Source organism: Nocardia jinanensis (assembly GCF_014645735.1).
Lineage (GTDB): Bacteria > Actinomycetota > Actinomycetes > Mycobacteriales > Mycobacteriaceae > Nocardia > Nocardia jinanensis.
Window position 1 is genome coordinate 223884 of sequence record NZ_BMMH01000003.1, and the last position, 19296, is coordinate 243179.

The 19296-nt window shown below is 64.7% G+C and carries 26 protein-coding genes; 15 read left to right on the forward strand and 11 right to left on the reverse strand.

What is annotated here, in order from left to right; translation table 11 throughout:
• Positions 1–89: 89 nt before the first annotated feature.
• Positions 90–398: a hypothetical protein gene (locus IEY68_RS09805; protein WP_058855853.1), complete on the reverse strand. Its 309-nt coding sequence runs from the start codon at positions 396–398 to the stop codon at positions 90–92.
• A 145-nt stretch (positions 399–543) separates the two neighbouring features.
• Positions 544–975 (reverse strand): VOC family protein, encoded by a 432-nt coding sequence (locus IEY68_RS09810; protein WP_058855852.1) that lies wholly within the window; start codon positions 973–975, stop codon positions 544–546.
• Between the two features lie 270 nt (positions 976–1245).
• Between IEY68_RS09810 and IEY68_RS09815 the strand changes: the two genes are divergently transcribed.
• A complete protein-coding gene (locus tag IEY68_RS09815) occupies positions 1246–2373 on the forward strand; it encodes a CHAP domain-containing protein (protein WP_189094193.1) in 1128 nt (375 codons plus the stop codon).
• 18 nt (positions 2374–2391) lie between these two features.
• Here IEY68_RS09815 and IEY68_RS09820 read toward each other — a convergent pair whose 3' ends face one another.
• On the reverse strand, positions 2392–2577 hold the full coding sequence (locus IEY68_RS09820) for a hypothetical protein (RefSeq protein WP_058855850.1): 186 nt from the start codon (positions 2575–2577) through the stop codon (positions 2392–2394).
• 125 nt (positions 2578–2702) lie between these two features.
• On the opposite strand from IEY68_RS09820, the gene IEY68_RS09825 reads away from it, so the two are divergent.
• Positions 2703–2993, forward strand: a complete 291-nt coding sequence (locus tag IEY68_RS09825; protein ID WP_058855849.1) for a hypothetical protein — start codon at positions 2703–2705, stop codon at positions 2991–2993.
• Positions 2994–3323: 330 nt separating this feature from the next.
• On the opposite strand, the gene IEY68_RS09830 is transcribed toward IEY68_RS09825, so the two are convergent.
• The gene (locus IEY68_RS09830; protein ID WP_058855848.1) at positions 3324–3542 is read right to left on the reverse strand and encodes a DUF4287 domain-containing protein; all 219 of its coding nucleotides are present in this window, start codon (positions 3540–3542) and stop codon (positions 3324–3326) included.
• 485 nt (positions 3543–4027) lie between these two features.
• Between IEY68_RS09830 and IEY68_RS09835 the strand changes: the two genes are divergently transcribed.
• The 3 genes from IEY68_RS09835 to IEY68_RS37055 are packed head-to-tail and all read left to right on the forward strand — an operon-like array spanning position 4028 to position 4873.
• Positions 4028–4348, forward strand: coding sequence for a transposase (locus IEY68_RS09835; RefSeq protein WP_058855847.1), 321 nt, complete (start codon positions 4028–4030; stop codon positions 4346–4348).
• On the forward strand, positions 4348–4749 hold the full coding sequence (locus IEY68_RS09840) for an IS3 family transposase (protein WP_058855846.1): 402 nt from the start codon (positions 4348–4350) through the stop codon (positions 4747–4749). Before IEY68_RS09835 ends, IEY68_RS09840 begins: the two co-directional genes overlap by 1 nt.
• A complete protein-coding gene (locus IEY68_RS37055) occupies positions 4646–4873 on the forward strand; it encodes an integrase core domain-containing protein (protein ID WP_189094194.1) in 228 nt (75 codons plus the stop codon). Before IEY68_RS09840 ends, IEY68_RS37055 begins: the two co-directional genes overlap by 104 nt.
• Here IEY68_RS37055 and IEY68_RS09850 read toward each other — a convergent pair.
• Together IEY68_RS09850 and IEY68_RS09855 are read right to left on the reverse strand one after the other, a co-directional pair.
• Positions 4834–5130: an ASCH domain-containing protein gene (locus IEY68_RS09850; RefSeq protein WP_156426284.1), complete on the reverse strand. Its 297-nt coding sequence runs from the start codon at positions 5128–5130 to the stop codon at positions 4834–4836. The genes IEY68_RS37055 and IEY68_RS09850 overlap by 40 nt on opposite strands.
• 28 nt (positions 5131–5158) lie before the next feature.
• On the reverse strand, positions 5159–5653 hold the full coding sequence (locus IEY68_RS09855; RefSeq protein ID WP_058855844.1) for a type II toxin-antitoxin system Phd/YefM family antitoxin: 495 nt from the start codon (positions 5651–5653) through the stop codon (positions 5159–5161).
• A gap of 271 nt (positions 5654–5924) precedes the next feature.
• On the opposite strand from IEY68_RS09855, the gene IEY68_RS36730 reads away from it, so the two are divergent.
• The 3 genes from IEY68_RS36730 to IEY68_RS09865 all read left to right on the forward strand — a co-directional run bounded on the left by IEY68_RS36730 (position 5925) and on the right by IEY68_RS09865 (position 7985).
• Positions 5925–6053: a hypothetical protein gene (locus tag IEY68_RS36730; RefSeq protein ID WP_267886581.1), complete on the forward strand. Its 129-nt coding sequence runs from the start codon at positions 5925–5927 to the stop codon at positions 6051–6053.
• Positions 6054–6081: 28 nt separating this feature from the next.
• A complete protein-coding gene (locus tag IEY68_RS09860; protein ID WP_058855843.1) occupies positions 6082–7389 on the forward strand; it encodes a hypothetical protein in 1308 nt (435 codons plus the stop codon).
• A 131-nt stretch (positions 7390–7520) separates the two neighbouring features.
• The gene (locus IEY68_RS09865) at positions 7521–7985 is read left to right on the forward strand and encodes a hypothetical protein (protein WP_156426283.1); all 465 of its coding nucleotides are present in this window, start codon (positions 7521–7523) and stop codon (positions 7983–7985) included.
• 148 nt (positions 7986–8133) lie between these two features.
• Here IEY68_RS09865 and IEY68_RS09870 read toward each other — a convergent pair whose 3' ends face one another.
• Positions 8134–8337, reverse strand: coding sequence for a hypothetical protein (locus tag IEY68_RS09870; RefSeq protein WP_156426282.1), 204 nt, complete (start codon positions 8335–8337; stop codon positions 8134–8136).
• 230 nt (positions 8338–8567) lie between these two features.
• Between IEY68_RS09870 and IEY68_RS09875 the strand changes: the two genes are divergently transcribed.
• The 4 genes from IEY68_RS09875 (at position 8568) to IEY68_RS09890 (ending at position 12381) form a co-directional block, all read left to right on the forward strand.
• A complete protein-coding gene (locus tag IEY68_RS09875; protein ID WP_058855841.1) occupies positions 8568–9383 on the forward strand; it encodes a hypothetical protein in 816 nt (271 codons plus the stop codon).
• Complete coding sequence (locus IEY68_RS09880; RefSeq protein WP_058855840.1) at positions 9376–10572, forward strand: XRE family transcriptional regulator; 1197 nt, start codon at positions 9376–9378, stop codon at positions 10570–10572. Before IEY68_RS09875 ends, IEY68_RS09880 begins: the two co-directional genes overlap by 8 nt.
• A 580-nt stretch (positions 10573–11152) precedes the next feature.
• On the forward strand, positions 11153–11320 hold the full coding sequence (locus IEY68_RS37060) for a helix-turn-helix domain-containing protein (protein ID WP_199804962.1): 168 nt from the start codon (positions 11153–11155) through the stop codon (positions 11318–11320).
• A complete protein-coding gene (locus IEY68_RS09890) occupies positions 11320–12381 on the forward strand; it encodes a hypothetical protein (RefSeq protein WP_062998501.1) in 1062 nt (353 codons plus the stop codon). Before IEY68_RS37060 ends, IEY68_RS09890 begins: the two co-directional genes overlap by 1 nt.
• Positions 12382–12790: 409 nt before the next feature.
• Here the strand turns inward: IEY68_RS09890 and IEY68_RS09895 are convergent, their stop codons facing one another.
• From IEY68_RS09895 to IEY68_RS09910, 4 genes are all read right to left on the reverse strand, one after another.
• Positions 12791–13045: a hypothetical protein gene (locus IEY68_RS09895; protein WP_058855837.1), complete on the reverse strand. Its 255-nt coding sequence runs from the start codon at positions 13043–13045 to the stop codon at positions 12791–12793.
• Between the two features lie 12 nt (positions 13046–13057).
• Positions 13058–14350, reverse strand: a complete 1293-nt coding sequence (locus tag IEY68_RS09900) for an ADP-ribosyltransferase (RefSeq protein ID WP_156426280.1) — start codon at positions 14348–14350, stop codon at positions 13058–13060.
• 203 nt (positions 14351–14553) lie between these two features.
• Positions 14554–14883: a WXG100 family type VII secretion target gene (locus IEY68_RS09905; RefSeq protein ID WP_058855835.1), complete on the reverse strand. Its 330-nt coding sequence runs from the start codon at positions 14881–14883 to the stop codon at positions 14554–14556.
• Positions 14884–14901: 18 nt separating this feature from the next.
• Complete coding sequence (locus IEY68_RS09910; RefSeq protein ID WP_156426279.1) at positions 14902–15240, reverse strand: WXG100 family type VII secretion target; 339 nt, start codon at positions 15238–15240, stop codon at positions 14902–14904.
• 316 nt (positions 15241–15556) lie between these two features.
• Here IEY68_RS09910 and IEY68_RS09915 point away from each other — a divergent pair, with 316 nt between their 5' ends.
• The 3 genes from IEY68_RS09915 (at position 15557) to IEY68_RS09925 (ending at position 19245) form a co-directional block, all read left to right on the forward strand.
• On the forward strand, positions 15557–16024 hold the full coding sequence (locus IEY68_RS09915) for a Het-E N-terminal domain-containing protein (protein ID WP_058855833.1): 468 nt from the start codon (positions 15557–15559) through the stop codon (positions 16022–16024).
• 113 nt (positions 16025–16137) lie between these two features.
• Positions 16138–18504: an ATP-binding protein gene (locus IEY68_RS09920; protein WP_062998503.1), complete on the forward strand. Its 2367-nt coding sequence runs from the start codon at positions 16138–16140 to the stop codon at positions 18502–18504.
• A 228-nt stretch (positions 18505–18732) separates the two neighbouring features.
• Positions 18733–19245: a hypothetical protein gene (locus IEY68_RS09925; protein ID WP_189094195.1), complete on the forward strand. Its 513-nt coding sequence runs from the start codon at positions 18733–18735 to the stop codon at positions 19243–19245.
• The last annotated feature ends 51 nt before the right edge of the window (positions 19246–19296 follow it).

The window sequence follows — 19296 nt, forward strand, 5'->3', positions numbered from 1 at the left end:
CGCGCGATCGGGAATCCGGCCCGGTGTAGCCGATCCGATCGCGGCAACCGGCCGAAGCTCCGACGGCGGGATCGGTCCGCCGTGCCGGTTCAGCAGCCGCGCCGATAGGAGAGGTCCGGCCACGGCGGGCGCCGCAGCACTGCGAGCGCGGCGATCACGGCGGCGAGCAACCCGATCCATTCGCCCAGCTGCGCTATCCGGTTGACGTCCACCGCCGGAACCCAGGTGGCGGCACTGTCGCGAACCACGAAGATTCCCGCGGGTCGCACCGCCGAACCGGGAAAGCTGCCGCGGCGCGAGACAGTGATGACAATAGCGCCGTCCGCCGTCTCGAACGGCTCCCCGTATACGGGCGTGGTATCGACCGCGGCCGGACCCAGCCGTTCCCGAATCACCATGTGTCCAACTCCGATTCCTCGTTCCGGTGTGCACCGTGCCCGGTGCCGCGGTATCCGGAAGACTACGGTGCGGCGACCCGGCGCCGGAGTCGGTCCGCATTCCGGGTCGCCGCACGGCGACAGCGTGTTCCGGCCCTGTCGGGTGTCAACTCAATACGACAGAACCGTCCGGGTCGATCCGCCACGCGGGGTTGTACGCGATTTCCCAGACGACGCCGTTGGGGTCGGCGACGTGACCGTTGAACACCCCGCCGAATTCGCTTTCCGTGGGCTGTTTGAGCATGGTGCCGCCCGCGCCGGCCATGGCGTCGACCGTAATGCGCACTTCGTCACGACTTCCGACATTGTGCGAGAGGGTCAGACCCGATACCGGAGCGCGATCGGAACCGTCGGAGATATCGGCGTTGAACTTGTCCGCGTGGAAGAACCCCAGCACCAGGCCGGGGGCGATCTGGAAGAAGATGATCTCGTCCGGGACATCGAGCAGCGGCTTCCAGCCGAGTGCGTCGACGTAGAACCGGCGGGCCGCGTCGAGGTCGGCCGTCGCGATCGTCAAGAAGTGCGCCTGCTGTTTCACGGAACCTCCTGCGTCGGGTGCCCGATACTAAGCCGCGTGCCGGGTGGGGACCCGGATCACCCACCGACGGGATGCGCCGTCGGCCGTTCGAATCCGAGCGGGGCACAGCCACCGGATGGGCGGGCGCCCGTAATTCTCGGTGCCGGGAATGTCCGTAAATCGTGCTATAACGCAGTATGGTTCGGCTCCGAGGCGGAAAGGATGCTTGGAGCCGGCGACATCCGGTATCCGTTGTCGTGGCTGTACGGCCGGCGCAGAGAGAAGCATCCGATGAGTCCGACCACAGCCGAAAAGCTCGAGATCGATCCCCTGCCCCACCCCTCTGGTGCCAGCGGGGGTCTGAACGCCATCATCGACGCCGTCGAGGAGCACATCAACCGGTCGATATTGCTGCTGGCTTCAGGCGACCCGGGGAGCGCACCGGATTTCAACGAGTGGCTCGACAATAAAGGGCTGCCCGGCGAGGAGGACTTGGAGCAGCCGGAAGACGAGTCCGTCATGGTCGAGAAGTACAACAGCAAACAGCAGGACGTGAATGCCCTGACGGCGGATCTCGACCAGAAGAACAAGAACATCGACAGCTCCAAGCTCAACGCGTTGACTACCTCGAACACGACGTACAAGAACATCGTGGAAATCGCCGACGAGTTGCGGAGAACACTCGGGAAGGAACACAGCAAGTTCCAAACCCCGGACGGCGCCTGGCATCTGACCCCTGCCGCGGAGGTCGATCTGCTGCAGGCACTCCTGGAGTCCGCCAACAAGGTCCACTGGGAGGTCGAGACCGCAGCGAACGATATCGACCACCAGGCTCGCGAGATCGATGGATCGCTGCCGAACGTCCCACACCAATACCGCACCAACGGCCTTTCCTCCGGCGCCGTCCCCTCGGCGGGCAACGCCTACCGGCCGCCCTCGGTCAGCAATGCCAGCTACCGGGTGACCGATCCGGACGATCCGATCGGCAAGGCTCTCGCCGTGGCCAACGGAGAAGTCGGGACCAGGGAAACCGATGCGGCGTTCGGCAACAAGCCCTACAACAACAACAGTGCCTGGTGCGCGGCGTTCACCAGCTGGGTATGGAAGGAAGCAGGTTACGACGTCAGCTGGACCGACTACGACTACGTACCCTCTGTCTGGAACGACGCCGGCGCCATGGGCTTGCAGAGACCCAGCACCGCACAGGCCCAGGCAGGCGATCTGATCGTGTTCGACTGGGAAGGCGACGGCACTCCCGACCACATCGGAATCGTGGAATCCGTCAACGGTGGGACGATCCACACCATCGAAGGCAATTCCAGCGATCGGGTGCAACGCCTGAAGTACGGGATCAACTCCGGCGATATAGTCGGTGTCATCAAGCCACCGCCCACCGCGTCCGATGACGTGCGGGTGTAGCGGCAACCGAAGAGCGCCTCAGCGTTTCTTCGCGACGAGACCGATTTCTTCCAGCAGTTCACCGATTTCGGTTGACTCCAGTTTGCGCAGGAGTAGTCGCGCAGGAACGCCGGGCCCGGAATGTCCACCACCTCGCTGTCGCGCAAGCGGCTGGTCGCGGCCGGCAACGCGCACATCGTAGGTCGAGTCGAAGACCTCGGGCACCCCGCGCTCGATATCCAGGAGCCGGTAGGCCGCCTCCGTCCAGGTGTGTACCGAGTATTCAGTGGTGAAGACGCACGATCTCGTTTCCGACTATCGCGATCTATGCGTATACGTATACTTCTTCAATGGATCCACTGAGCCTCGCGGTCGGCGCCGGCCTTATCGCAATCGGCTGGGTAGGCGGCCGATTCGGGCCGAGGCGGCGAGCCGGGTCGGGGGCGAAACTCACCGCCCGCTGCGGCTGCGGCCACGACCTGGCGCTACACGACCGTGAGACCGGCAAATGCCACGCCGAGCTCTCCCGTAGAGGTATGCACGGCCTGCGCGAATGGGTCGGCTGCAACTGCCGCCGCTACACCGGCCCCATCCCGCTGGAGGAGGTCTTCTCACCACCGATACTCCCGCCGGAGGCGTGAGCGCAATCCGACGGTAGCCGCGAACCGCAGATCGATCGTCGACCGCTCGGGCCGCAGTCGCGTCGGCGGTTTTCGATCGGGTCGCCGATTTCCGCGCCTGGGCAGCGGAAAGAGGTCGTTACGCCGGAGATCACCGCGACGACCATGATCGCCACCGAGGCAGCCGGATTCCGGCTCGGCTGATCTGTACACACGGAGACAGCCCAGCCGGTGACACGTCCGTCACGAAGCACAGCGCTACCCGGTCCGGTCCCCGCGGGAGCATCCGACAACGATGCGGGACAGCCCGCAGCACCCCTCGTATGCGTCACCACTCCCGCGGGAGCCGGATCAGGCGGCCGCCCACTTCTCGGGGTGGAGGTGGTGTTGGACGAGTGCGTTGGCATGTCCGTGCCCGAAACCGTGTTCGGACTTCAGCAATTCGACGAGTTCTTTGTGCGCCGACGAGCCGGCATCACGCAGGACGGCTTTCCACTCCTCGATACTCCGCCCGTACTTGGCCTCGATGGACGGGAAGTAGGACGCGGGGCCCTTCGGGGTGGTCGCCATTTTCGATCTCCTCGCTCGTTTCGAACTCCGTGGGTCAGACGGGTGGCATGCCGAGATCTCATCGCCCGCGCCGATTATGTGTCGCACGTCACTTGCGAAGCGTTACTCGCCGATTGCTGTGCCCGGGGGTCATTCTCACGTTCGCATCGAAGGAGAGTCCTGGTGCGGTCGCCGAGCACGCGCCGCGACGACCCGCGGCGAAGTGGCCCTGGTCCGATTGTCACCCGTCGGCGACGGTGCACCCGGAGTATGGATTCCGGCGCGAAACGCCGATCTCGAGTGAACAATCAATGCGTGAAGATCCTAGCTCCGACCTGGGCGGACGACACTTGTTCCGGGGCAACGGACCCATGCCCGCCGATGCCGGCGGCAACTACGGAGATCGTCCACACCCCTCTCGGCGCTGAACCTCGAAGAGTGAGGCTCACCCCGGGTAGTGGACACCGAGTTAGCAGGATCGTTGATCCTGCGGAAGGATGTCTGCTGTGTCTCGCAAGCGTCGGTCGTTCACGACCGAGTACAAGGTCGAGGCTGCTCATCGGGTGATCAATTCCGGTCGCACGGTCGCCGAAGTCTCGCGAGAACTCGGTGTGCACGAGAGCCTGCTGGGCCGCTGGGTCGCCGATGAACGCCGTCGCATCGAAGCGGCCGCGATGCATCGTGAACAGCCGTTGTCCGGTGCCGAGCGGGCGGAGTTGCTGCGGTTACGCAAGCAAGTCGCCGAGCAGGACAAAGACATCGCGTTCCTGAAAAAAGCTTCGGCGTACTTTGCCGCGATGCAGCAGAACCGGCCCGGTTCGAGCTGATGACAGAGTACGCCGCCCCCGATGCGTTCACCGGCGCTGCTGGTGAGGACGTCGCGCGGATGGCGCGACTGTTGAATGTGTCCAGGTCCGGATACTACGAGTACCGGAAACGCTGCCGGTCGAGGATGTTGACACCCGCGGTGCAGCGACGCGCGGATCTGGCAGTCAAGATCATGGCCCATCACCGGGAATCCGACGGCACCTACGGTGCCCCGCGGATCACCGCTGATCTGCGCGAGGCCGGTGAGAAGGTCGGCCATGGCAGCGGCCTGTCATCGCCATGGCCTTCACCGGTCGATGGGCGCTACCGGGATCTGCTGGGACAACGCCGGCGCGGAATCGCTGTGGTCGACGTTCAAATACGAACACTACTACCGGCACGTCTACGCCACGAAGGCTGAACTCGTTGCCGCGGTTGACAAATGGATGCACTGGTACAACACTCGGCGCCGTCACTCCGCGATCGGGATGATCAGCCCGATCGCTTACGAACATTCACTCTCCGCGGCAGCTACAGCTGCTTGATCCCCTGTCCACCATTCGGCCGGAGTCATCTCCGGGAAGCCTTCGGCCCGGACCTCATCGGGAGTGATCTCGTCGAGGCGTTCCCGGCGGACCGCGAGCACCCGCACGTCCACGATCCGTACCAACGGTTCGCCGCGGCGTCGGCCCATCACCTTGCGGCACAGGGTCAGCCGGTCGCCGGGCTCGAGTACGTGCCAGCCCATTCGGCGGGTGACGGTTTTGCTGCGGGCCCTGACCTGCGGTTCGGTCAGGGACACCGACATCAGTCTGGCCATGACGCACCCACTACCCGGCGGTGGGGTCGGGGTAGCGGCCGGCCAGGTCGGCGCGGGCTCGGGTGCAGATCGCGCCGTACTCCTCGTCGGTCAGGTCGATGGCGAACTGCATTGCGCCGAGTACGTCTTCGAGGCTGTGCACCGTGGGGGCGTCCTCGCGGCGGCGTATCCCCTGGATGTACTGCTCCAGGTATTCCATGGCTTCGTCCTGGTCACCGCGCCACAGATACGCGAACACATGGCCGAAGGCGTCGCCGATGTGCAGCATTTTCCCCTCGGCATCCCAGCTCTTGGGTTCGCTCTCGACCAGCCAGGTGAAGTACGTGTCGAGCAGGCCCTGGCGGACCCGTGGCGGCATCTCCGCCGATACCCCCATCAGCACCGCTTCCGGTTTGCGGTGCTGGCCCACATACACGCGGCGCCCGGGATTGGCGGCCACGTCTTTGATCAGTTTGGTCACCGCTGCGCGGAATTCACTCACGGGCAACACGTTCGGGAAGGTCATATCCCCACACTATCCGTTATGTACAGAAATATGTACAAGTTGATGGACGTATTTCTGTACATAGAATGGCTCGGTTGTGTTTCAGCTGCGGCGGTGCGTGCGACCGTATCCGGTCTCGGTTCGGCGTCTTTCGCTGGACCTCGGCCGGTTTCGTCCGAGATTCGCCGGTTTCGTCCGAGTCCGGCCGAGGGGCGGCCGAGTCCGGCCGAGGAGGGTGACTGCGTCGGCGTTCGGCTCTGGAATGGGATCCATAACACCCCGAGGAGGCGATATGTGGAAAGAGATCGGCACGACGGTGCGGGCGGCGATGAGGGACTGGGGCACCACGATGCGACTGTGTGTCTTGGTGGTGGCCCTGGCTCTCGCCGCGGCCACGGTCATGTGGGGGCTGGCATCGTGAGCGTCTGCCGCAGTGGAGGCTTGGCAGAATGTGCGCTGTGATGGCCGGGGGCGCACAACGCGCGATCGAGGACTTCGCGGCGGCGCTGGCCGACCTGCGCAACCACGCGGGGAAACCCAGCTTCGCCCGGATCCAGAACCTGTCGAAGTTGCGGGACACCGACTCCTCGGCAGGTCGAGCGATATCGCTGCCGAGTACGACCGCCTCGGACGCGATCCGGGGCAAACGGCTGCCCTCGATCGCGACCGTACTGGCGTTCGTCGACGCCTGCCGCAGAGCCGCAGTCGAAGACGGCATGGTCGTCGACGCGCCGCGCTTCGATCTGGCGATGTGGCAACAGCGGTGGCGCGCGGCGCGCGATATACGCGACGCCGACACCGAGGCCCCCACAACCGACACTGCGGGCACCGATGACAGTGGGCTGGCCTCCGATCCGACAGACGACGAGGAACCACGCCGAACGGCCACGGCCGGCGCGGATGTGCGGGCTCTGATCACCGAGTACGCGCAGTCCTACGCGCAGGACGTCGACGGTTTCTACGCCGAACCACGAACCCACCGGCGATATCTGGAAGAGGGCAGTCTGGAAAAACTTCACGACCTGGTGAGCCTGGTTCTCGAGGTCTACGACCCGCCCAGCACTCGCCGGATCCGCAACAACCTCGTACTGGCCGATATCTACTTCGAAGCCGACTCCGTGCGAGATGTCGCTTCGGTGTCCCCACAACCCGGCGCGACTGAACCGCGCCCGGGCATCCCTGCTGAATATTTCGCCGCTCTGCTGGCCGCCGAAGTCGAGTTCCACGGGCCCGTGCGCCTCAACTACACCGAAAAGAGCCTGCTCGCCGAGTTCTACGAGCGGGCTGGAGAATGGATGCTGAAATACGGCCTGTTCACCCACGCCGCCTTCGCCTATCGGCGGGCAGCGATCGTGCACTACCAGAACGAAGAAGCCGGCCAACAGGAACGATGCGAACTCCTGTCCGCCCGCTCCCAATGCAACGCACTACCGCCAGGATTTCAGAAGCTCGCCATGTCCACCGTCGACATACTCTGCGGATACGGCTACCTGCCAGCCCGGATGCTGAGCTGGATGGTCATCCAGATCATCGTGTTCGCCGCCCTGCTCGTGTTCCTTACCGGGGCGGTCTCCGTGTCGACGACAGTCCAGGCGGCTTTCATCAACTATTTCACCCCCCTCGGAATCGGAGACACCGGCGACTTCTCCGGAGCCGCGCAACTCCTACTCGTGATCGAGTCCTTCACCGGGACCCTGTCCGTCCTGGTGTTCGCCGTTCTACTGGCGCGCAGGTTCCTCCGGGTAGGCCGCCGATAAGTGAGCCGAATGGTGGTGACTGTTTCGGTGTCGGCGCGACACCGCCGCGTCGGTTCGGGTGCACCGAGGTGTTGCCGTGGACGGATATGGTGCTGCGGCCGAACCTTTCCCGTCGAGGTAGGAGGCCCGGGATGTCGAGAATGCGGAACGCGGCGCGGGTGCTGGTGTGCGCCGGTGCACTCACCGTGGTGGTGCAGCCGACCACCGCGCATGCCGAGCCTCCGGGGATTCCGGATCCCGCGGCTGCCCGCGCGATGCTGGACGGCCTCACCATCGCCGCGAAATCGTCGATGGCCGGATACTCGCGCGAGCAGTTCCCGCACTGGAGCACTGTCTCCGACGGATGCACCGCCCGCGAGACGGTGCTGCAGCGCGACGGATCCGGGGTAAGTGTCGACGAGCAGTGCCGGCCCACCGCCGGTGAGTGGTATTCGCCCTATGACGAGCAGACCGTTACCGACTCCGCCGATGTCGATATCGACCACGTCGGGGTCCAGGTAGTAATCGCGCGAAAAACAACACATATGGCTGGGCCAGCGGTGATGGCGGAGTATTTCGGTTCCAGTGGGTTTACGTGCGTGGTGCGGTGCCGCTGACGATGCGAGCATCCGCCGAAAATCGGGCGGATATGCCGTATCTACTGATGAGACCACTGCCGGGAGCCCACTCCGACCCGTTCAACCTCTTCTTTGTGGCTGCACCGACCAGGTAGAACGGGCATATCCGTTGTTTTTTCGGCGATTACTACCGGAACCCCAACCAGGGCGCGTCTTCGTTCACCTGGCCCAGCGGGCCTGGTAGCTCCAGCAGCAGTTCCGCCAGCAGCAGGAACGTGGCGCCGGGCCCGCACGACGAGCGCCGGGCTGGATCGGTGAACACCTCGTTCGGGTCGTTGATCCTGTCCGGCCACGACCCGGAAGCAGCGTGCCCGGCTCGCTGACCAGGCACCTCGTCTCTCCGGTGCCGTTTCTCTGCGGTACAGCCTCATCCGGTTTAGGCCGTCGTGAAACACGGAACCCGTTGCAGGTGAGGCCATTCGGACCCTGCCGGTCGTGTGAAGCCTGAATATGGAAGATGGCGCCCTGTCGGCGTTGCGCAGATGATGCGCAAATCTTAAGTGCTACGCTGCGTGCGAATTTTGATTCGTAAGTGAGCGGGCGGTGTTAGGGGAGGTATTCATGAGCGAGCAGGCGGCACCCACCGAGTGGGAGACCGATCGTTTCGGTGTGCACGCTCTACCGTTGCGCCGCGCGATCTGGCGCGGATTGCAGGCGGCTCATCAGCGCGCCCTGGCTGCTTACGAGGGGTTGGGGCTGAACAGCAATGACGGCTACGGCCTGATCTGGCTGGTGCAGCACGACGAGTTGGGTATCGCGGTCGAGGAAGTGGTGTCGGATGCACGGCGGATCAAGCCGGCGCGCGCCCGCTACGAGCTGGTCGTGGTCGGCGATACCAACGTCATCTTGTATCCGTGGAAGTTCGCCGACGACGCGCACACGCCGGTGGAAGTAGCGAAGATGACGATGTCGAAGCTGCGGGAGAACCTGCTGGCGCTCACTCAGGAGCCGGAGGACCAGCTCAGCATCGAGCAGGCCCACCTCACTCAGGAAGAACTCGACGCCGCCTTCGAGGATGTGGATACCTTCCTCGCCGACGCGGTGGAGGCGGGTCGGCTGGTCCTCATCGCCTACGCCAGCAATCCGCTCTCCGGTGTGCTGCGCGTCTACTGGGGCGAGGCCTCTCAAGCCGATGACCAAGGCCGGTTGAACTGGAAACACCTCGAGCAGATCCCCCCGGTCGCCGACACGGACACCGGTGAGGGATTCGTGCGCCCCGCCGGGCCCGCGCCTGTTCCAGGTCCGAAGACCGGCACGGGTCCTCGCTGGGATCAGGCCCCGTTGGGCGAGTTCGACCTGGCACCGCGTACGCCACTGACCTCACCCGATGGCGGGCATCCGCCGACACCACAACCCGAGACCGGAAGCGATGACTGAACGCCCACCCCTGGATCTGTTCTCCAGTGACACCGCCACCGCGATTTCGGCTTCCGATATCGCGGTGGCGTTCGACCCGGCTCGCTTGACCCAGGCCCGTCAGCTCGCCGGGCTGACGAAGGCGGCTCTGGCCGCGCAGATCGGGATTTCGGGTGCGGCGGTGAGCCAGTGGGAGTCACGTACTTCCCCGCCGCGCCCGGACCACCTGAGCCGGGCGGCCGAGGTCCTCGATGTCCCCGTCGAGTTCTTCGCCGCGGGCCGGCCCCTGGCCCAACTCGACGGCGCAGGCGCGCATTTCCGCAGTCTGCGCTCGACCAAAGCAGCACAGCGGGCCAAGGCCGTCGCTTTCGCCCAGCAGGTGTGGGAGCTGGCCTATGCGCTGGAGAAACACGTCCAGTTCCCCGCGATCGACCTGCCCGGGTTCCTGCCCGATGACCCGACCCATCTCGGCGATACTCCGGCCGAGGCCGCCCGCGCGTTGCGGGCCCACTGGGCACTGGGACGCGGGCCGATCCCGCACCTGGTGCGCACCTTGGAGATGCGCGGGATCGTCACCACCATGGTGCGTTTCGCCGGTGAGGACACCCCCACCGTCAACGCCTTCTCCACCTCCCGCATGCCGCGCCCCACGATCGTGCTGACACCCGACCGCGGCGACGACGTGTGCTGGCACCGGTTCACCGCCGCTCACGAACTCGGCCACCTCGTCCTGCACCGCGACGCGGCCCCCGGCGACCTCGATCAGGAACGCGAAGCCGACGCCTTCGCCGCCGAATTCCTCACCCCCGCCGACCAGATCACCGGCCTGCTCCCGCGCCGCTTCGATGTCAAAGCCCTCGGACAGCTCAGTCACGAGTGGGGTGTGTCGATCAAATCGCTGGTCTACCGCTCCCGAGAGACCGGTGCCATCTCCGATGCCGTGGCCCGTCGCGCCTACCAGCGCCTGCACCACCTCTACGAGATCGGCATGCTCGGCGACGACCCCGTCACCCACCATCCCGGTGAGGTCCCCACCCTGCTGTCCAAAGCGTTCGAACTCGCCGAAACGCACGGCACTCTCACTCTCGCCAGCCTCGCCCGAGAACTTCACTGGCGCCCCAAACGCCTCCGTGAACTCCTCGGCCAGCCCGACAAGCGCCCCGTCCTCCGTCTGATCACCAACGCCGAAACCCCGCCTGACCCCGCCTGACCAGAATCGAAGAGCCGTGCCGGTCCGGTGTGAGACCACGTGGATCCGGTTCGCGTCGTCGCCGATGTCGAGTACCGGGTGACGCACTGGCGAAAAGGGGTCCCGGTAGTAATCGCGCGAAAACAACAAAGTCGGCTGGACCAGCAGCGATGGTGCCTCGTTGATGCTCCGGGCACAGTCCGAGGGGTCGCGAGAAGCTCGCATCCGATGAGGGTCCGCAACAGGTGGTGTCCGCAGACCTTCGTTCGCGATACACCCTCAGCAGCAATGTATTTCCGCAGGTCGAACCTGTAACGCGTGCCGTGTACGCGGCAACGCCAACTCCTCGGGGGTTAGCGATACACCGGCCACTGACCAGGCCCAACGCCCATATCCGTTGTTTTTCGGCGAGTTCTACCGGAACCCCGCAAACTCGGCGTGGCCCCAGCTCGCCATGGCCCGCGCCGCGTTACGCGAGGTGGCCGAGCCTGGGCGGCAGCGGGTTTGTCCGGGGTCGGTGCTCGCCGAAGCCCAGCAGATCAACGCCGAACTACAAAGCGCACAACCTGCCACCCGGCGACCCTGGCCGTAACCTCACGGAATGACCTGCCGCACACGAGTGGCCAGCCGCGGCCATCTGGAGTACGCCCGACTTCTGCACGAGCAGGGCAAGAGCCTCGGCCAGATCGCAACTAAGACGGGGATCCCCAAGACCTCGCTGCACCGCTACCTCAAGCGCGTCCAGTCCCTCGAATCCACCCCCGGCTAATGAAGGTTGTAGACCCCGCCTGGCCGCTGTGGGCAGACACCCCGACCTTCGACAACACAGGTCCCGTCTGGGTGGCAGCAGACGAGTCCGGCGCCTCGGGCGAAAACCTGTCCGACCCGCAGGGTGTGTTCGCGCACGCCTCGGTGCGCATCGACGACGTAACCGCCGGTCCTCTTCTCGCCGACCTACGGCAGCAGGCAGGAGCCACCCAATCTCCCGAAGCGAAGTTCGCACAGTTCAAAACCAGACGCGGCAGGGAAGTCCTGGTCAGCGCGTTGGCGCCCGGCGGTGCTCTGGAGGACCGTGTCGTCATCACCGTTGCCGATAAACGCTTTTTGATCGTCTCCAAGATGATCGACTTGCTTGTCGAGGAACTGACTCATGAGCAAGGAATCGACCTCTATGCCGATGGGTCCGCACGGCAGTTGGCTGTAACTTTCTTCCTCGACGGTCCTCGAGGACTCGGGGACCTGTGGGAGCCCTTGATGGCGGCCTTCGTCAGCCTGGCAAGGGCTACCCAACGGGGCGGAGGCGAGAAGGAAACCGTCGATTTGTTCTTCGCCCGGCTCAATCAAGCACGGTGGCGCTGTCATCGGCGGTCTGTCGAACCACTGCTCGACATCCTGTTGCGAACCCACGCTCACGCCGAAGCGCTCGTGCTTTCCACCGCGCAGCGCCATTCTCCACTGTTCCCTGGCCTGGATCCGCTCGTCACCATGCTGCCGATGACGATGCACCACGCGTACGCCGATCACGGCCCCGTGCGGTTCCTGCACGACGAGCAGAAGCTCTTCACCCCCGAGTTTGTCCAAGAGTCATTTCCCCTGATGTGGCACGTCCACTCGGACTTCGCAGGCCACGTCCCACGTACCCGCGTGGCGGAGTTCTGGACGGGGGATTCACGCGAACATCCATCCATCCAGCTCGCGGACCTGGCCGCATCGGCCGCCCGATGCGTGGTCGAAGGCATACTCGGAAATCCCACCGAGATCGGAGACGCACTGCAACCCACGCTCATGCCTTTGATTCGTGAGTACGTAGGAGCAAGCCTGCCGCTCTGAGCTTGCGGGAGGGCGAGTTGCCTCGGGGCCGATCGCCCCCTGTGAGACTGCTCAGGTGATCGTCAGACCAGCACGAGAGCAGGACTTCCCTTTCTTCAAGGGTCCCGGTAGCACGGGGTTCCGGTAGAACTCGCCGAAAAACAACGGATATGGGCGTTGGGCCTGGTCAGTGGCCGGTGTATCGCGAACGAAGGTCTGCGGACACCACCTGTTGCGGACCCTCATCGGATGCGAGCTTCTCGCGACCCCTCGGACTGTGCCCGGAGCATCAACGAGGCACCATCGCTGCTGGTCCAGCCGACTTTGTTGTTTTTCGCGCGATTACTACCGGGACCCATCCTGGGTAGACAGCGCTCCCGGCTGCTTCTTCGGCCTGGAGCGCTCGAGCGAGGTATACCGGAGGCGGTCCTTACCAGCCGGGGTCCTTGCGCATGTGGTCGGGAATGCCGGGGGTATCGGGGTCGTACTCGGTTCCGGCGAGGTCATCGGAAAACCTCCCCCCGACCGCGGCGGGGCCGGGGCCGGCTTTGGAGCGAACGTTCTTGTCCCAGTCTTCGAACTGAGCTATGGCGGCGTCTCGTTCCTCCTCGGTCAGCGGTTTCCCGCCGGAGGCGATCACTTCTTCCCTGCTCCGGAATATCTTTCCGGCGATGCGTTCGGCCATTTGCGATACCTCCTATTGCTCGACCATACGGATCACGGTCCGTCCGGTCACTGGATCGGTGAAGCGCTGCACCACCTCGAACGGGGTGCCGGACTGGAACAGCACTTCCAGTTCCTCCGGGCTCTTGGACAAGCCGGAGACGTCCTTGCCTGTTTTGGAAATGATCTGCATCTCGACGTTGCTCACGCCCTTGAACAGCTCGCTGGCGCCGGCCGGGTTCTGAGATGTCGAGGTGAACGCGGTTTCGGTGATCTCTTCACCTACCCGATACCGGGCCAGTACATCTTCGGGAAGATAGGTGTGGCGGACTACCTGCCCCTCGTAGTTCGGCAGCTTGCTCAGAGCCTGGTTGAGCGCGTCGATACGGGCTTGGGCGTAGGTGTCGGGGTCGGCGAGCGGGTTGCGCAGCGCCTCGTTGATCCACTGGTAGTCCTGCCCTGTATACGCGTTGATTGCCATCTCATCGTCGGGGGAAAGGCTCGGCCGGCCTGGTGTGGTCGATGGTTTCCCGGCTGGCTTCTCGGTTCCGGCCTTCTTCGGTTTGAGGGAAGCCAGCTGCTTCAGTGTCGGGGTGTGACTGGCGGCGTTGTGGGTGGTCTTCACCCCTTTGCCGATCTTGAGCGATTTGAACGTGACCACCAGGGCGCGGATCGGACCGGCGAACTTCTTGACCGCGGCCGCGCCGCGAGCGGTCGCCAGCGCGGCGCCGAACCCAGCGGTGACCACCGACAGGCCGATACCGATCAGGACTTCTGTGGCGATCTCCTTACCGAGCTCGACGAGCTGGTCTTTCAGCTTGTTACGCAGGTCTTGCAGCCCGGTGAGGTGATCGCCGACCGCGGTGGCGATCTCGCCGACCATGCCGGCCACGTCGGTGGCCGCGGCCGCCATCGCGCGCAGGTCCTCGTCCACGAACACCGCTTCGCTGGTGGTCACGGAAGCGAACAGGTCGGCGATACGGCTCAGCTCGGCGGCGAAGCCCGCGACCGCTTGGTCGACGGCGATCTCCGCCCACAACCGCTGCGCGTCACCGAGCTTGCCGGTGTTGCCGTCGGGGATGACGACCCCAATCTCGTCGAGCAAATCGACCGCCCCGGACAGACCTTCGGCCACCAGGCCGTTGCCCGGCCCGCCGGCCGACGGCAGATCCGGCCGGTTGACCATCGAGATCCAGTCGGGATCCGGAATCCGGGCCGGTTCCGGGGCGGTGTTGCCGATCACGCTGGCCCAGTCGGCCATCGCATGGTTGTAGCCCATCTCGCCGAGCAGGATGGCGTAGCCGCGGGCGGCCTCGGCCAGCAGCATCGCGGTATCGACGGCTTCGTTGCAACGCGCGTCGTAGTCGGTGGCCCACGCCTTCGCGTCGTCGTAGGAGCCGGCCATCTCCTCGCAATCGGCCAGCGCCGACCACCGGTTATCGACAGCGCGACCGAACCCCAGTGCTGCGGCACCCAGCGCAGTAGCGGCGTCGTAGTAGACCTGGGGATCGACGTCGACAGTAGTCGGGCTCACTGCCCGCTTTCCGGCGCAGCGCCCCGGCCCAGCATCGCCACGTTCGTGGTCACGGCGTTGGTGTAGTTGGTGTGCGCGGTGCGGGCAGCCTCACGCATCCGCAACAACCCGTCTTTCATGTCCCCCACACCGTCGAGCCACTCGGCGTGCGCGTCGTCGTAGGCGGTCGCGGCCTCACCGGACCATCTTTGCCGCAGCACACCCACCCGTTGCTCGATCTGATCGAGCGAGTCCTCCAAGAACCCGATGAGATTACCCAGCCGATCCCCCGCCGCTTCCAACTCCGTCAGATCCACCCGATATCCCCCGTTGGCCGGATCACCCATCGTGTCGCCCCTCGCCGTCTAGAGCCGCAGCGAACTCGACGCGGCCGCAGCCGCATTATCGGCCAGATCGCCGGACAGATCCGAATCGGTGCCCTGGAAGTCCATCCCCTGCACCCCCATCAACTCAGCCATATCCCCCAGCGATTCCAGCACCTCCAATGCGCCGGTGCGCGCCTCTTCCCAACCGCCGGCATACGCGGTCGCCGCCGCGGACTGCCAGGTACCCTGCAGATACTCCATGTTGGAGTCCACGTCCTTGACCGCATTGATCAACGTCGTCGCCATCGACCCGAAAAACGTCGCGGCATCGGCCATTGCGGCCGGGTCCACAGTGATAGGCTGCTGCCCCTCGGTCATCCCAATCCTCTCGATAACGCTCCCGACCACTCGTACCCGACCCTCGAAGATCTTGACGCATCGGGCGAGCCGCTGGTTCCACGATGCCTAGTGTCGCTCCCCTATGACTCTTCCCAAAGCCGGTGTGTCCACTTGGAGTACACCCCAGATAGACGGCAGGGCTTCTGTGGATGGCGAAGGCGAACAGGCCCATGGTCGTATGAGGCCGGGATATGCTGCGTCGCAGAAGGTCTGCTCCCTGCCGCAATGGCTGACCTCCTGGTCGTGGGTGAATCTGTCAAGGTTGGGAGGCTCCGAGTGCGGGAGGACGGTGGGGATGGAGCCGGTGACGATGGCGGTGGCTGCAGTGGCCGCTGGCGCAGCAGCAGGACTGACCGGTGCAGCCGAGCAGGCTGTCACCGATGCCTACCAGGCGGTGAAGCGGCTGATCGGTGGCCGGTATCAGTCAGTGGACGTAGAAATAGTGGAGCGGCAACCCGAGTCGAACAACCGCCGGGCTGTGCTCGCCGAGGAACTCGAGCAGGCCGGTGCGGGGGATGACGAGGAGCTCTTGGTGGCCGCGCGGCGGGTGCTCGTAGCGGTACATCGGCACGCGCCGCAAGCCGCCGCAGTGGTGGGCGTGCGGTTGCAGGAGGTGCGCGCCGGCGAGCTGACGATCACCGACATCACCTCAACGGGTTCCGGAGTCGTCGCCGAGGGAATGTCGGTCGATGGCTCGTTCACGATCAGCGGGATTCGGGCAGGAAGTGAACAGCCGCTTCACCCTCCGCGGGCGCAGCAGTAGACACCCCGAATACTGCTGCGCAGCCCCTTCGGCCCGCGGTTGAGCTGGCTGGGGTAGAGGTCGGTCGAGACCTCTCGATCCATTACGCGGTACAACCGCCGAATCGGCCGGCTGTGTCCGGAAGTTTGCCGCGAGACGTCGGCACGCTGACCGGACGTGAGCAGGAGTTCGCCCTCATCGCGTCCTCGGCGCTTCCTGGAGGTGTGGTCTCCATTCACACCATCGACGGAATGGCGGGCATCGGTAAGACCGCCTTGGTGACGCGCGCCGCGCATCAGCTGGCAGCCCGGTTTCCGGATGGGCAGTACTTTGTCGAGCTGCACGGCCATACGCCAGGCCGAAACCCGGCCGAGCCCAGTGAGGTCTTGGCCAGGCTACTGACCGATCTCGGACTCGATCCAAGCTCACTGCCGCCCACGCTGGAGGGACGCCGCGATCTTTGGCGTGACCGGGTGGCGGGTAAGCAGGTGCTGTTGGTGCTTGACGATGCTCGCGACCACACGCAGGTTGAGCCGTTACTTCCGGGCACGGGTGACTGCTTGACCCTGATTACCAGCCGCCGCCGTCTGACCGCTCTCGACGGCGCGGTCGGACTGGCCCTGGATGTGCTCACCGCCGACCCCGCCACCGAGTTGTTCGTCGCCCTTTCCCGTCGCGCCGCCTCCAACGATGCCGAGCAGGCCGCGGTGGCCGAAATCGTACGGTTGTGCGGGTATCTGCCACTGGCTATCGTGCTGCTGGCCGGGCGGCTCGCTCACCACCCTGCCTGGAGAATCGTCGACTTGGCCGAAGACTTCGCCGCAGCACAAGACCGCCTCGACGAACTCGAAGCCGGCCCACGCGCAGTCCGGGTCGCCTTCGAAATGTCGCTACAAGATCTACCGATAGAACAGCAGCGCATGTTTCGCTGCCTCGGCTTGCATCCAGGCTCCGAGATCGAGGCCGACGCCGTCGCAGCCCTAGCAAATGTCTCTGCCCGGGTGGCCCGGCGGCAACTGGAGGCTTTCTACACCGATCACCTGATCGAGGAAACCCGACCAGGCCGGTATCGCCTGCACGACCTGGTCCGTTCATTCGCTCAAGCAGAAGTGAACAATGACCCGCCCGAGGCCAACGCACGGGCACTGGACCGGCTGCTGGATCACTATCAGGGCACCGCCGCGGCAGCGGCTCGGTTGATCACCCGCCGCACCCGACCTACCCAAGGTCACAGCAGCACTACATCTCCCCTCAGAACGAGCCGAGAATTCAGCAACGAGGTGCAGGCACTGGCATGGATGCGCACCGAACGTGCGAACCTGTTCGCCTGTCTCGACCATGTAACCACCAGTGGTCAGCGGCAACGCGTGGCCGACCTGACAGAAAGTCTGGCCGGACTGCTGGAACGCGACGGGCCTTGGCCACACGCAATTCTGCGTCACCAAGGTGCCATGGCTGCAGCTCGGGACCTGGGCGATCGGCTCGGTGAGGCGAACGCGCTCGCCAACTGCGGCAGAATATCCGAGCTGACCGGCAACTACGGGCAAGCCACCGAACTGCAACTCCAAGCACAGGCCCTGTACCGTCAGATCGGAAATCGGCTCGGCGAGGCCAACACCCTGACCAACCGCGGCATTGTCTGTGAGAGGACCGAGCGCTACGCCGAGGCGCTCGAACTCTATCGGCCCGCGCTGGCCGTCTACCGCGAACTCGGGGACGCTCTAGGCGAAGCCGGCACCCTGACAAACATCGGCCTCATCCACATGTGGACCGGTGACTATGCCCAAGCCGCCGACCTCCACCAGCAGTCCATAACGTGCAACCATGCGATCGGGAACCGACTCGGTGAAGCCCGCGCCCTGACCAACCTCGCCTACGTCCGAATGAGAACAGGCCGTCACGCCGAAGCCGCCGACCTCCACCAACAGGCACTGACTCTCTACCGCGACATCGGAAACCGGCTCGGCGAGGCAACCACACTCACCAACCTCGGCCTCGTACGCGGCGCGACGCAAGACTACGAGGCCGCCACCACGCTGCATCAGCAAGCGCTGGACTACTTCCGAGACCTCGACAATCGGCTCGGTGAAGCCCGCACACTGACCAACCTCGCTGAAGTCCATGCGTGGACAGGCCGTCACGCCGAAGCCGCCGACCTCCACCAACAGGCACTGGCCCTGTTCCGCGACATCGGAAACCGGCTGGGCGAAGCCGAGGTCCTCAATCGAGTTGGCATGCTTTCCCTGAAGACCGGTCATGTCCAGAACGCGCTGGACATCTTCACCGAGGCGCTCGACCTAGCGCGCGCAATCAAGAGCTACCCCGAGCAAGCTCGCGCCTTGGACGGAACAGCCCGAAGCCGGATAGAGTTCGGAGACACAACATCAGCAGTCACCGAACTAAAAGAAGCCATCCGAATCTATCGCCACCTCACAGCGCCGGAAGCTGAAACTGCTGAGGCATACCTCGCAACAGTGGAATCAACCACACCAATCAATTGAGCTGTCTATCTAGGGTAGACCCCAAATGGACAGCAGGGCTCTCTGTGGTCGGGTGGTGCCGGGCGTATGGAAGATCAGTTGGTCACGAGCTTCTGGTACGGCGGAGCTCACCCGCACCTTGTAGAGCTGCTGGCAGGCTCCGGTCAGGGCGACATTCCCGATCTGAGCATGGCTGCCCGATAGACTGATATCACCGCGGCGTACATGCGGTGATTTGTAGGGGGCGATGTGACTACGGCGCTGATTGCAGCTGCAGCCGCACTTCTCGGCGTTGTCGTGGGCAGGTTTTGGGACAACCGGACTGAGGCGGCTCGGTGGCGACGAGACCAGCAGGCGGCCAGCTATCAGCGGTTTGCGGAGGAGTTCCGGACGACTTGCGAGGCTATGAGGACGATCGCATTGGCAAGCCCTGACGATCCCGGCTTCGCGGACATGATTCGCGACTTCCGTGCCGGTTACGACAGATGGGACAACGCCTACACTGCGGTCTGGCTCCATGGTTCGCCGACCGTCGTAGCAGCTGCAGTCGCCCTGGACCGCGCGCAAACCGAACTCTTCTATGACGCCCAGGACCGTCATGCACAGATTGAGGACTGGTACCGGATGCGGATTCCAACCCGCGAAGCGTTTGAGTGCTTCATTCGCGCCGTCCGGGACGAGCTTGACCTCAAGCCAGTTCGGGCAAACTACTTCCCTGACCTGGCGGCCCAAACTCCGGAGTCGAGCATTCCTGTGCAATGACAGCCGATGCCACGACCGGCTGGCTCCGCCCACTACCCCAGCACCGTCCGA